This is a genomic window from Mycolicibacterium smegmatis, assembly GCF_001457595.1.
Taxonomy (GTDB): domain Bacteria; phylum Actinomycetota; class Actinomycetes; order Mycobacteriales; family Mycobacteriaceae; genus Mycobacterium; species Mycobacterium smegmatis.
In genome coordinates this window covers 1,439,445-1,452,554 of record NZ_LN831039.1, presented here as the reverse complement: position 1 = coordinate 1,452,554, position 13,110 = coordinate 1,439,445, and the positions used below count along the sequence as shown (strand labels likewise).

The 13,110-nt window shown below is 68.4% G+C and carries 10 protein-coding genes; 5 read left to right on the top strand and 5 right to left on the bottom strand.

What is annotated here, in order from left to right; all coding sequences use genetic code 11:
* Window position 1 precedes the first annotated feature (1 nt).
* From uraH to AT701_RS06695, 3 genes are read right to left on the bottom strand one after another with little or no spacing between them, the layout of a single operon-like run.
* A complete protein-coding gene (gene uraH, locus AT701_RS06705) occupies window positions 2–319 on the bottom strand; it encodes a hydroxyisourate hydrolase (protein WP_011727575.1) in 318 nt (105 codons plus the stop codon).
* Window positions 316–822 carry a 2-oxo-4-hydroxy-4-carboxy-5-ureidoimidazoline decarboxylase gene (gene uraD / locus AT701_RS06700; RefSeq protein WP_058125497.1) on the bottom strand — a complete coding sequence of 169 codons (507 nt, stop codon included), beginning with the start codon at window positions 820–822 and terminating at the stop codon, window positions 316–318. Before uraD ends, uraH begins: the two co-directional genes overlap by 4 nt.
* Before the next feature lies 1 nt (window position 823).
* Window positions 824–2,728 carry a PbuX/PucJ/PucK family nucleobase permease gene (locus tag AT701_RS06695; protein ID WP_058125496.1) on the bottom strand — a complete coding sequence of 635 codons (1,905 nt, stop codon included), beginning with the start codon at window positions 2,726–2,728 and terminating at the stop codon, window positions 824–826.
* A gap of 96 nt (window positions 2,729–2,824) precedes the next feature.
* Between AT701_RS06695 and AT701_RS06690 the strand changes: the two genes are divergently transcribed.
* Window positions 2,825–3,658, top strand: a complete 834-nt coding sequence (locus AT701_RS06690) for an FAD binding domain-containing protein (RefSeq protein WP_058125495.1) — start codon at window positions 2,825–2,827, stop codon at window positions 3,656–3,658.
* The gene (locus AT701_RS06685) at window positions 3,655–6,336 is read left to right on the top strand and encodes a molybdopterin-dependent oxidoreductase (protein ID WP_058125494.1); all 2,682 of its coding nucleotides are present in this window, start codon (window positions 3,655–3,657) and stop codon (window positions 6,334–6,336) included. The genes AT701_RS06690 and AT701_RS06685 overlap by 4 nt, the downstream gene beginning before the upstream one ends.
* A gap of 2 nt (window positions 6,337–6,338) precedes the next feature.
* Here AT701_RS06685 and ilvD read toward each other — a convergent pair whose 3' ends face one another.
* A complete protein-coding gene (gene ilvD, locus AT701_RS06680) occupies window positions 6,339–8,207 on the bottom strand; it encodes a dihydroxy-acid dehydratase (RefSeq protein ID WP_058125493.1) in 1,869 nt (622 codons plus the stop codon).
* Window positions 8,208–8,283: 76 nt separating this feature from the next.
* On the opposite strand from ilvD, the gene AT701_RS06675 reads away from it, so the two are divergent.
* Window positions 8,284–9,087, top strand: a complete 804-nt coding sequence (locus AT701_RS06675) for a helix-turn-helix transcriptional regulator (protein ID WP_058125492.1) — start codon at window positions 8,284–8,286, stop codon at window positions 9,085–9,087.
* A 10-nt stretch (window positions 9,088–9,097) separates the two neighbouring features.
* Here the strand turns inward: AT701_RS06675 and AT701_RS06670 are convergent, their stop codons facing one another.
* The gene (locus AT701_RS06670) at window positions 9,098–10,747 is read right to left on the bottom strand and encodes an ATP-binding domain-containing protein (protein WP_058125491.1); all 1,650 of its coding nucleotides are present in this window, start codon (window positions 10,745–10,747) and stop codon (window positions 9,098–9,100) included.
* 148 nt (window positions 10,748–10,895) lie between these two features.
* Here AT701_RS06670 and AT701_RS06665 point away from each other — a divergent pair, with 148 nt between their 5' ends.
* Together AT701_RS06665 and AT701_RS06660 are read left to right on the top strand one after the other, a co-directional pair.
* Window positions 10,896–11,351, top strand: coding sequence for an SRPBCC family protein (locus AT701_RS06665; protein ID WP_413232169.1), 456 nt, complete (start codon window positions 10,896–10,898; stop codon window positions 11,349–11,351).
* On the top strand, window positions 11,348–13,108 hold the full coding sequence (locus tag AT701_RS06660; protein ID WP_058125489.1) for a sulfatase-like hydrolase/transferase: 1,761 nt from the start codon (window positions 11,348–11,350) through the stop codon (window positions 13,106–13,108). The genes AT701_RS06665 and AT701_RS06660 overlap by 4 nt, the downstream gene beginning before the upstream one ends.
* Window positions 13,109–13,110: the final 2 nt, after the last annotated feature.

Here is a 13,110-nt window from a genome sequence, read left to right as displayed (position 1 = left end):
ATCAGCTTCCTCGGTACGTCGAATAGGCGAAGGGCGCCAGGAGCAGCGGCACGTGGTACTTGGCGCCGGTGATGTCCAGCGCGACCACGACCTCCGGGTACAGGCTACTCACCTGCTGTGCAGCGAAATACGTTGCGGTGTCGAAACGTAACCGGTGGATTCCCGACGCCGGTCCGGTGTACAGGTCGGGGATGCGGCCGTCGCTGTCGGTGGTGCCCTGTGCCAGCACGGTGCCCTCGGCGTCGCTGAACGTGACGGGAACTCCCTCGGCCGGACGCCCGGTGACGGTGTCGAGCACGTGGGTGCTGATATGTGTCATGTCTCCCCCTCAGCGAACAGGCGTTGCAGCCGCAGCCGGTTGATCTTCGCCAGCTCGTTGCGCATGACTCGGCGTTCGGTTTCCGGGTCATTCTCCAGGCGCTCGGTCAGGATCGCGAGAAGTTCCTCGGCGGAGCGGCCGCTGGCACACACCAGGTAGACGTACCCGAACGTGTCCTCGTAGACACGGTTCTTCTCGGCCAGCTCGGCGCGAACGGCCGCGTCGGCGTCAGCCACGCCCGCCTGTTCGCGCGCCGAGGACGGGTTGTCGACGCGGCCGCCGATGCGCGGGTGCCCGTCGAGCGCTTCGTCGATCTCGGCGTCGGGCAGTTCGGCGAGCACCCGGTCGGCGCGGTCCAGCAGCGCGTCCACGTCGGGGAACGGTCCCCCGGCCAGTACCCGCCGGGCCCAGATCGTGGACGTGCACACGTCGAACAGCACGTGCATCCGCTGGCGGTCGCTGAGCTCATTGAAATCGGCGATGGTGAGTGTGCGGCCGGTCATGTCACCGGAGTTCGGTGAGGCGACCGAAGCGTGCTGCCGCAATCGGGTTGGCGTCGGCCACCAGGTCGTCGAACCGGTATTTGACGATCTTGGCGATCTCGATCAGCGCGAACGACTTCTCCGCGGCCGGCGAGTTGTCGATCCGCGACCAGCCGTTCTGCAGGATCCGGTCGAAATGCTGGGTCTCGCGCGCGCAGATGATGAGCGGGAATCCGAAGTGTTCGCGGTACGCGGTGGCCAGTTGCACGACGTCGTTGTGGTCGTCCTCGTCGAGGTTGGACAGCGCGACGTGGTCGACGGCCAGCGCATGCCCTGTCTCGTCCTCGGCGCCCAGATCCGGGAATGCCCGCACCAGCTCCAATTGTTGATCGGCCGAACCGGCTAGCAGGGCGTCCTGGAACGCCTGTCGCAGCGCGTTCGTATCGGTGAACGGCCGGCTGGTGTACACCCGCTCCAGCACCCACGGCACGTTCTGCACCACACGCCCGAACACCTCTTTGAAACGCTGCTCGGTCATGGCGTTGACCTCGTCGAGGGTGATGGTGCCGCTGCCCGCCACGCGCGCACCGCGACCGCCGAGGTGGAAGAACACCACGTTGAGCAGGATCGCGGAGATCGCGCCGATGCTGATGCCGCTGCCGAACAGCAGATCGATACCGGCCGGGAGCGCTTGCGCCACATCGGGATACGACGTCACCCACAGCGCCGCGGCGAGGCTGGTGGTGACGATGATGAGGTTGCGGTGGTCGGTGAAGTCCACCTTGCCCAGCGTCTGGATGCCGACGACGGCCACCGTCGCGAACAGCGTGAGCGCGGCGCCACCCAGCACGGGCTGGGGTATCGAGGACACCACGGCGGCGACCTTGGGCAGGAACCCCAGCAGGATCATGATCACGCCGGCGGCGGCCACCACCCAGCGGCTCTTCACCCCGGTCAGCCGGACCAGGCCGACGTTCTCCGAGAACGCGGTGTAGGGGAACGAGTTGAAGACGCCGCCGATGCTGGTGGCCAGGCCGTCGGCGCGCAGCACGTTGCCGATGTCGGAGGCCTTGACGCGCTTGCCGACGATCTCACCGGTCGCATACGTGCTTCCCGTGGACTCGACCGCGGTGATCATCAGCACGATGATCATCGTCAGGCACGCGACGAAGTCGAACTTGGGCATGCCGAACAGGAACGGCTGGGTGAAGCCGAACATGTTCGCCTGTGCGACGTCGTCGAAGTTCATGTCGCCCAAGGCGTATGCCACCGCGCAGCCGATCACCAGCCCGAGCAGCACCGCAATGGTGGCCAGGAATCCACTGAAGATCCGCTGGATCGCGACGATGACGGCGATGGTGCCCAGGGCGTAGAGGAACCACCGCAGGTTGGTGGGATCGACCTCGCCGGTGTGTGGATTGGTCACCGCGTCGTGCGCGCCGACGGGCACCAGGCAGAGCCCGATGATCGTGATCAGCGTTCCGGTGACCACGGGCGGGAAGAACCGCAGCAACTTGATGAACACCGGAGCGATCAGGAACGTGAAGATGCCCGCGACGATCACCGCGCCGTACACGTAGAGCAGGCTGGAGGCACCACCGCCGTGCGCGAGGCCGATCGCGATGATCGGTGACACCCCGGTGAAAGTCACGCCCTGCAGCAACGGCAGTCTCACACCGACTTTCCAGAACCCGACGGCCTGGATGATCGAGGCGATACCGCACGTGAACAGGTCGGCGGTGATCAGCTTGACCAGGTCCTGCGTGGGCAGGTCGATGGCGCTGGCGATCAGGATCGGCACCAGCACCGCACCGGCATAGAACGCCACCACATGTTGGAACCCGTACGTGGCGAGCTTGCCGACGGGAGGTACCTCGTCGACCGGATGCACACGTTTCTTGGACTGCAGCGTTAGCGGTGCGACCACCGACTAAGAATCGAACAGATCGCGGCGGTTCGCACGCCGAGCGGTGTGCCGGGATTCAGGCTGCACGGCGCGGTCACTTTGGTTACGGTCGCGGGAATGGACCTCAACACCGTCGAGGTGGTGGACCGGCCGACCCGTCGTGACGAGTTGTGGCCACTGGGGACCGGCGACGCGGTGTTGGCCGGTGGGACCTGGCTGTTTTCCGAGCCGCAGCCGCAGTTGCGCAGGCTCGTGGACCTCACCGGATTGGGGTGGCCGCCGGTCACGTTGAGCGACAGCGGGATCGAGCTCGCCGCGACGTGCACGCTGGCCGACGTGGCCCGCCTGTCAGCCGATCTGCAGGAACACCGGACCGAATGGACAGCCGCGCCATTGTTACATCAATGTTGCGGAGCGTTGTTGGCGTCGTTCAAGATCTGGCACTGCGCCACGGTCGGCGGCAACATCTGTCTGTCGTTTCCGGCCGGAGCGATGATTTCGTTGTGCACGGCGCTCGACGGCGAGGCCACGGTGTGGCGCTCCGACGGCAACGATTTCCGCCTGCCGGTGGCCGCTCTGGTCACCGGGGCGGGCACCAACATCCTGGCCGCCACGGACGTTCTGCGCTCGGTGCATCTTCCCGCCGCCGCACTGCGCGCCCGCACGTCCTACCGCAAACTCGCCCCGTCGCCGTTGGGGCGCTCCGGCATCGTGGTGATCGGCCGCCGCGACACCGAGTCCGACGGCGGACGGTTCGTCCTCTCGGTGACCGCGGCGACCGTGCGTCCGTTCGTGTTCACGTTTCCCGGGGTTCCCAGCCGGGATCAACTCCAGGATGCGCACGCGTCGATTCCGCCGGACGCGTGGTCGGATGATCCGCACGGTGATCCGGACTGGCGCCGGGCGATGACGCTCGTGTTGGCCGAGCAGGTCCGTTCGGAGCTGACATGAGCGTCCGCGTCAACGGCAAACCCGTCTCCGGTGCCCCACAGCCCGGGCAGTGTCTGCGCACCTTCCTGCGCGACCACGGCCACTTCGAGGTCAAGAAGGGGTGCGACGCCGGGGACTGCGGCGCATGCTCGGTGCTGATCGACGACGTTGCTGTCCATTCCTGTGTATATCCGGCGTTCCGCGCTGACGGTCGCGACGTGAAAACCGTTGCGGGCCTCGGCACATCCGAAGATCTGCATCCGATGCAGCGCCGGTTCGTCGAAGCGGCGGGATTCCAGTGCGGCTTCTGCACGGCCGGCATGATCACCACCGCGTCGACGTTCACCGAAGAACAGCGCGCCAACCTGGCCGAGCACCTCAAGGGCAACCTGTGCCGCTGCACCGGCTACCGGTCCATCACCGATGCGCTCGACGGCGTCAGCAACGTCGAGAAATCCGGCGGCACAACCGCTTCAGTTGGCGCACCGGCCGCCGTGCGGGTCGCGACCGGCACCGAGCAGTACACCATGGACCACACACCAGAAGGCCTGCTGCACCTGGCGGTGCTGGGTAGTCCGGTGGCACACGCGCGCATCGTCGCGATCGACACCAGCGCCGCCGAGGCCGTACCCGGCGTGCACCTGGTGCTGACCTACCTCGACGCGCCGCGCGTTGCGTTCTCCACCGCACGCCACGAGATCCGCGAGGACGACCCGGACGACACCTACGTGCTGGACAGCACCGTGCGGTTCGTCGGCCAGCGGGTCGCCGCGGTGGTCGCCGACAGCGTCGCCGCCGCGGAAAAGGCCTGCCGGGCAATCGCCGTGGAGTACGAGCAGTTGCCGGCAGTGTTCGATCCGGACGAGGCGCGCTCCCCCGGCGCGCCGCTGCTGCATGCCGACAAGGGTCCCGACGCCCGCATCGCCGACCCGTCGCGCAACGTCGTCGCCGAACTGCACGGCGGCATCGGTGATGTGGAGCAGGCCGTGGCCGCCGCGCACACCGTGGTCCGCGGGAGGTATCGCACGCAGCGGGTGCAGCACGTGCACCTGGAAACCCACGGCTGCACGGGGTGGGTCGACGAGGACGGGCGGCTGACCATCCGCACCAGCACCCAGGTGCCGTTCCTGGTACGTGACGAGCTGTGCCGCATCTTCCGGTTGGACCGCGACGTGGTGCGGGTGTTTGCCACGCGTGTGGGCGGTGGTTTCGGCGCCAAGCAGGAAATGCTGGTCGAGGATTTGGTCGCGTTGGCGGTGCTGCGGCTGAGCCGTCCGGTGCGCTATGAGTTCAGCCGGTCCGACGAGTTCACCATGGCGCCGTGCCGACACCCGTTCCGGGTCGATGTCACGGTGGCGGCCGACGAGGACGGCACGTTGACGGCGCTGGCCGTCGACGTCCTCACCGATGCCGGCGCGTACGGCAATCACAGCCCCGGTGTGATGTTCCACGGTTGCGCCGAATCGGTTGCGGTGTACCGGTGTGCGAACAAACGGATCGACGCGCAGTCGGTGTACACCAACAATCTGCCGTCGGGCGCGTTCCGGGGTTACGGCCTGGGGCAGGTGATCTTCGCGATCGAGTCGGCCCTCGACGAGCTCGCGCAACGCCTGAGCATCGATCCGTTCGAGCTGCGACGGCGAAACGTGGTCCGCCCCGGTGACCGGCTGATCGATGCGCACGAACCCGAGGACCTGTTGTTCGGCAGCTACGGGCTGGACCAGTGCCTCGACCTGACACAGAATGCGCTCGCCGCGGGTAACGGTGCCGTCGCGCCCCAGGGCTGGCAGGTCGGTGAGGGCATGGCGGTCGCGATGATCGCGACGCTCCCACCGCGGGGCCATTTCGCCGACGCCACCGTGACACTGCTTGATGACGGACGTTACGAGTTGTCGGTGGGGACAGCCGAATTCGGCAACGGCACCACCACCGTGCACTCACAACTGGTCGCGACGCTGATGAACACCACCGTCGACCGGGTGAGCATCCGCCAGTCCGATACCGATGCATCGGGTTACGACACCGGCGCCTTCGGATCGGCGGGCATCGTCGTGGCCGGGCGTGCGGTGCATCAGGCGTGCGTCGCGCTGCGCGCCGCGATCGAACGCGCCGCGGCCGAGCTGACCGGTGTGGACGCGGTGTCGTGCGTCGTGGGTCCGCATGGTGTGCAGTGCCGCGACCGGTTCGTGCCGTTCACCGAGCTGGCGTTGCCGTTGTCGGCGACCGGGCATCACGACGGCACGCCCCGCTCGGTGGCGTTCAACGTGCAGGGTTTCCGGGTGGCGGTCAACCCCGAGACCGGCGAGGTGCGGATCCTGCAGTCGGTGCAGGCGGCCGACGCCGGTGTGGTGCTCAACCCCGAGCAGTGCCGCGGTCAGGTGGAAGGCGGTGTGGCACAGGCGATCGGTTCGGCGCTGTACGAGGAGATGCGGGTCGGCGCCGACGGCAGGGTGCTCACCCAGACCTTGCGCAACTACCACATCCCCCAGCTCGCCGATATCCCGCAGACCAAGGTGTATTTCGCGGACACGTACGACGAGCTCGGTCCGCTCGGCGCCAAGTCGATGAGCGAATCACCGTACAACCCCGTCGCCCCGGCGCTCGCCAATGCGATTGCGCGGGCTGTCGGGGTTCGTCCGCGCGAGCTGCCGATGACGCCCGCGCGGATCTGGCGGGCGCTGCAGCAAGGGCGTGCGTGAGTTCAGCGGGTGCTCACCACGTTGTCGACGTCGCGGACGGCGCCGCGATCGGCTGAGGTGGCCAGCAGTGCATAGGCACGAAGCGCGGCCGACACCGGACGCACCCGGTCACGGGGCCGGTAGCCTCCGGAGGCCAGCAGTTCGTCGCGCCGCCGCGCGAGCTCGTCGCCGTCGACGTCGAGAGTGACTGTCCGGGAGGGGATGTCGATCGTGACCCGGTCACCGTCACGAATCAACGCGATCGGCCCACCGGCCGCGGCCTCGGGCGACACGTGCCCGATCGACAGTCCGGAGCTGCCGCCCGAGAAACGCCCGTCGGTGATGAGTGCGCAGGACTTCCCGAGCCCGCGTCCCTTCAGGAACGACGTCGGGTAGAGCATCTCCTGCATACCCGGCCCGCCGCGCGGGCCTTCATAGCGCACCACCAGGACGTCGCCTGCCGTGATCCGGTCACCGAGAATGGCGTCGACCGCCTCCTCTTGGGACTCGACCACCACGGCGGGGCCGGTGAAGATCAGCAGGGTCTCGTCGACGCCCGCGGTCTTGACCACCGCGCCGTCGGGCGCCAGGTTGCCGGTCAAAATCGCCAGTCCGCCATCGGGCGAATAGGCGTGGTCGACATCGCGGATACAGCCGGCCGCGGCGTCGAGGTCCAGGCTCTCCCACCGTTCGGACTGCGAGAACGCGGTCGCGCTGCGGCGCCCGCCCGGCGCGGCGTGGAACAGGTCGACGGCCGCATCGGAGGGGTCGGCGGCGCGGATGTCCCAGGCGTCGAGCCAGTCGTCGAGCGTGGCGGCGTGGATGGCGTGGACATCCTTGGCCAGCAACCCGGCGCGGTGCAGTTCGCCGAGGATCGCGGGGATGCCGCCGGCGCGGTGGACGTCCTCCATCAGATAGGAGCCGTTGGGCGCGACCTTGCACAGGCACGGTATGCGTCGCGAGATCTCATCGATCTCGGTGATGGCGAAGTCCAGATCGGCCTCGTGTGCGGCGGCCAGCAGGTGCAGCACGGTGTTGGTCGAGCCGCCCATCGCGATGTCCATCGCCATCGCGTTCTCGAACGCCGCGCGCGACGCGATCGCTCGTGGCAGGACCGAGACGTCGCCCTGGTCGTAGTACCGTTCGGCGAGCTCCATGACGGTGCGGCCTGCGTTCTGGTACAGCGCCTTTCGCGCGGTGTGGGTGGCCAGCAGGGAACCGTTGCCCGGCAGTGCCAGGCCGAGGGCCTCGACCAGGCAGTTCATCGAGTTGGCGGTGAACATGCCCGAACACGAGCCGCACGTCGGGCACGCGGCCTCCTCGATGCGCGCCAGGTCCTCGTCGCTGGTGGTGGGGTCGGCGGCCCCGCTCATCGAGTCGATGAGATGCAGCCCGGTGCGCACCCGGCCGTCGACCAGCGTGGCGCGGCCGCCCTCCATGGGGCCACCGGACACGAACACCGTCGGCACGTTGAGTCGCAGCGCGGCCATCAGCATGCCTGGTGTGATCTTGTCGCAGTTCGAGATGCACACCAGCGCATCGGCTTTGTGGGCCTGGACCATGTATTCGACCGAGTCGGCGATCAGGTCGCGCGAGGGCAGCGAGTAGAGCATGCCCGAGTGGCCCATCGCGATGCCGTCGTCGACGGCGATGGTGTTGAACTCGCGCGGGATGCCGCCTGCCGCGCGGATGGCGTCCGACACGATCCGGCCGACCGGCTGCAGATGCGTGTGGCCCGGCACGAACTCGGTGAAGCTGTTGGCGACCGCGACGATGGGCTTGCCGAAGTCTTCGCGGGCCACCCCGGCGGCGCGCAGCAACGCCCGGGCACCTGCCATGTTGCGTCCGTGCGTCACCGTCCGGGACCGCAGGGGAATGGAAGAAGATGCCATGCGGACACTGTCCGCATCAGCGCGTCGCGGCGGAAGACGGCCTCACCACTAGTAGTGAGAGCACTAGTCTCGGGGCATGGCGACCCAGGAGGAGCACCGTGCCGAACTCGGCGCGTTCCTGCGTGCGAGCCGTGAGCGTCTGAACCGTGCCGACTTCGGCCTGCCGCCCGCGGGCCGTAACCGCACGGTGGGGCTGCGCCGTGAGGAGGTCTCGTACCTGTCGGGGGTCAGCGTCACGTGGTACACGTGGCTCGAGCAGGGCCGCGACATCAACCCGTCGCGGCAGGTGCTCGACGCGGTCAGCCGCACCCTGCGCCTCAGCGCGGCGCAGCATCGCTATGTGCTGACGCTGGCCGGGTTCGCGCCGGTGTCGGCGGCTCCCGCGGACGACGTCACCGACGTCCCCGGGCATGTGCAGCGCCTGCTCGATGCGATCGGCGACAACCCCGCCTACGCGCTGACGCCGGAGTGGGGCATCGCCGGGTGGAACGCGGCCTACCAACGCCTGTACCCCAACGTCGCGACCACGCCGCCCGCCGAGCGCAACCTCCTGTGGGCGGTGTTCACCGACCCGTTCGTGCGAGATCTGCTCGACGACTGGCCGGTGACCAGCCAACGTTTCCTCGCGGAGTTCCGCGCCGAAATCGGCCCGCGCCTGGGCAATCCCACGCTGCTCGGGTTGATCGAGCGGTTGTCGGAGGCCAGTGACGAGTTCCGGGCGGGGTGGGAGCGCCACGACATCCGTGGCTTCGAGTCACGCGAGCGGGTGTTCCACCATCCCGAGTTCGGCGTGGTGACCTATGAGCACCACCAGCTGCGTCCGTCGGATCAACCCGAGCTTCAGCTCGTGGTCTACACCCCGACACACCGGAATCCCTGACGTCGGGCGGTCAGATCCCCAGCCGCCGCGCCAGATCGGCCCCGCCGACGTCGCAGATGAACTCCGGGTCGCCGCACACCACGAGTTGGTCACGCGCACGGGACAATCCGACATAGAGGCGTTCGCGGGAGCGGTCGAACTTGTTCTGTTCGTTGATCACCAGCACCACACAGCGCCGTTCCAGGCCCTTGAAGCCCAGGACGTGGCCGTAGAACACCTGATCGGTGTCCCAGAACGTGTCCCAGTAGGCCGTGTTGCCGTCGCGTTGGCGTTCGACCTGTTCGGGGTGGCGGCTGCCGGTGGTCAGAAGCGCGATGTCCTCGGGGCGCCAGCCGGCATCGAGCAGCGAGTCCACCTGATCGTCGCCGACGCCGAGCGCATCGTCGCGGTCGCACGCGACGAACGTGACCTGTGGGCCGTCGCCGCCCAGGAACCGCATCGGGTGATCGACCAGCGGCTGGAACGCGTTGGCGATCTGCCGGGTGTTGCGCACGTTGTGGTCGAGGATCAGCGGCACCAGCGGCACCGGCGGGGACCCGTACCGGTTGAACACGCGCTGACCCTCGTCGCTGAACACGTACAGCCCGCTCTCCACCGGGTCTCGCAGCGCGCCGAGCAGCGGGTCCCACCACGCGTCGGCGAAATCCTGCGCCTCGTCGACGACGACCGCGTCGAACCGGTGTCCCGGTTCGAGTTGTGCTGCCAGTTCGGTCATCTGGCTGGGCAGGTCGTGTTCCCAGAACTGGACGGTCTGCTCGGTGCGCAGGGCCTCGTCGGGACCTTCCGGGGCGCCCCACTGGACGCCGAGGGCGTGGAACTCGCCGACGTAGGCGGGCTGCTGGCGGCGCGGCCAGGTCGCGGTGACCCGCTCCAGGTATGACGCCAGCCCGTGCGAGTAGCAGACCAGCGCGACCCGCTGCCCGTCCTGAGCGAGGCGGCGGGCCTGCTCCATCGCCAGGAACGTCTTGCCGCTGCCCGCGCCGCCGCGCACCTCGATGCGGTTGAGCAGGCGCGCGGCGTTGAGGATGACGGCCTGCTGTTCGGTGAGGGTGTCGGCGGCGTCCTCGTTGGCCAGTGCGCGTGCGACGACGTCGCGTTGCGGTAATCCTCTGCCGCTCAGGGCGACCCGCAGTTGCTCGACGCCGTCGCCGGTCAGCAGCGGCCGGTCGAGTTCCTGTTTGAGCAGCACCTCGCGCAGCAGGTCGACCAGGTTCGGCAGGTCGTTGCGGTCGATGACCTTCCAGCGGGGACATTCGGGCAGCCCGAAGTCCGCGGGCAGTTCGGTGTTGGGCAGCACCACGACGTGATCCCACCGCAACCGGCCCTGCGTCCAGCGGGGATCTTTTTCGACGAAATCCCGTAGTGCATAACAGGCTTCGCGGGCCTGGCGTACCGGTTCGATGGCGCACTGCCGACCGCCGCGCGTCTGCCGCCAGCCGTCGCCGTCGTGCCACACCTCGCCGCCCTTGACCTCCAGGCACACGATGCCCGCACCTTCGAGGCCGACGACGAAGTCGACCTCGTGGTCCTTGAGGTGGTCGGTGACCCGCTGGCCGGGCACCACGAGGTCGTCGGGTTGCGCCTGGTCGACGAGCGCTTCCCAGGTGCGGCGTTCGGCGGCGTTGGCCAGCCGCGGCGGCTCGTTGGGCGAATCGATCACACTGGCTCCCCCTCGCGGTATTCGTGGCGAGGCTAACCGACACCGGCGACAATTCCGGCGTCTTTCGGCAGGTGTTTTCAATCCGGCGAGTCCCTCGACGACGCCATTCGCGACGTGTTGGCCTGAGTTCGCCTCGGAACGTCGGCACATCGTGTTTCATGGCCCTATGGGACAGGCAAGCCGCAGCCGGGTGATACCCGCACCGCAGCAGGCGATCTGGGATGTCCTGGCCGATTTCGGTGCGTTGAGCAGGTGGGCCGGCAAGATCGATCATTCCTGCGTGCTCAATGCGCACCCCGAGGTGCTGGGCACCACGCGCCGCGTCCAGGTGGGCCGCACGGTGCTGGTGGAGCGCATCACCGAGTTCCGGGAGCCCTCGACGCTGGCCTACGCGATCGAGGGTCTGCCGTCGTGGATGGGCCGGCTGACCAACCGGTGGACGCTGCGCCCGGCCGGCGCGGGCACCGAGGTGACCGTGACCAGCACCGTCGACCCGGCCGGGTTCGCCTCCCTGGTCACCTCGGCTGTCACCGCGCGGGTGCTGGCCAAACAATCCGACGCCATGCTCGACGGGCTCGCCCGCACGATGGGAGCTAGAACATGACCGACCGTCCCGACATCGTCATCGTGATGACCGACGAGGAACGCGCGATCCCGCCGTACGAGTCGTCTTCGGTGCTCGCCTGGCGCCAGCGCACGCTCACCGGACGGCGCTGGTTCGACGAGCACGGCGTCAACTTCACCCGCCACTACACCGGGTCGCTGGCGTGTGTGCCGAGCCGGCCGACCATGTTCACCGGCCAGTACCCCGATCTGCACGGTGTCACCCAGACCGACGGGCTGGGCAAGCGCTACGACGATTCCCGGCTGCGCTGGCTGCGCCGCGGTGAGGTGCCCACGCTGGGCAACTGGTTCCGCGCCGCCGGATACGACACCCACTACGACGGCAAATGGCACATCTCGCACGCCGACCTCGAAGATCCCGCCACCGGGGAGCCGCTGGCCACCAATGACGACGACGGCGTGATCGACCAGGCCGCCGTGCAGGCCTACCTGGAGGCCGATCCGCTGGCGCCGTTCGGATTCTCCGGCTGGGTGGGGCCCGAGCCGCACGGAGCGGCCATGTCCAACAGCGGTTTCCGGCGCGACCCGATCGTCGCCGACCGTGTGGTGGCGTGGTTGGAGGACCGGTACGCGCGCCGGCGCGCGGGCGATCCCGACGCGCTGCGGCCGTTCCTGTTGGTGGCGAGCTTCGTCAACCCGCACGACATCGTGCTGTTCCCGGCGTGGTCGCGGCGCATGCCGTTCGGTCCCTCGGAGCTCGATCCCCCGCACATTCCCCCGGCACCGACCGCCGAGGAGGATCTGCGCGACAAACCGGCCGCACAGATCGCGTTCCGCGAGGCGTACTACACCGGGTACGGCCCGGCGATGGCCGTCGAGCGCACCTACCGCCGCAAGGCGCAGGAGTACCGCGATCTGTACTACCGGCTGCACGCCGAGGTGGACGGACCGATCGACCGGGTGCGCCGCGCCGTCACCGAGGGCGGTTCCGAAAATGCGGTGCTGGTGCGCACTTCCGATCACGGTGAGCTGCTGGGCGCGCACGGCGGGCTGCACCAGAAGTGGTTCAACCTGTACGACGAGGCCACCCGCGTGCCGTTCGTCATCGCCCGCATCGGCTCCGAGGCGACCGAGGCCCGCACCGTCGATGCGCCGACGTCGCATGTCGATCTGGTGCCGACGCTGCTCGGTGCGGCCGGGGTCGACCTCGACGCGGCCGCCGCACAGCTGCGCGAATCGTTCAGTGAGGTCCATCCGCTGCCGGGCCGCGATCTGATGCCCGTGGTCTCCGGGGCGTCCGCCGACGACCACCGCCCCATCTACCTGATGACGCGCGACAACGTGCTCGAAGGCGATACCGGCGCGTCCGGGATCGCGCGTCAGCTCGGCCGTGACGTCAATCCACCTGCGCCGCTGCGGATCAAGGTCCCCGCGCATGTCGCTTCGAACTTCGAGGGGCTGGTGGTGCGTGTCGACGACGCCGACGCGCACGGTGGGGCCGGGCATCTGTGGAAACTCGTGCGCACGTTCGACGATCCGAGCACCTGGACCGAGCCCGGCGTGCGCCATCTCGCGGCCGACGGTCTCGGCGGCGAGACGTACCGCAGCGATCCGCTCGACGACCAGTGGGAGCTCTACGACCTGACCGCCGATCCCGTCGAGGCCGTAAACCGTTGGCATTACCCGGATTTACATGAGGTGCGCCAATATCTGCTGGCGCAGCTCAAACAGGTCCGCGCGTCCTCGGTACCCGAGCGGAATGTGCCGTGGCCGTATGCGCGGCGCGGGGGTGTCTGACC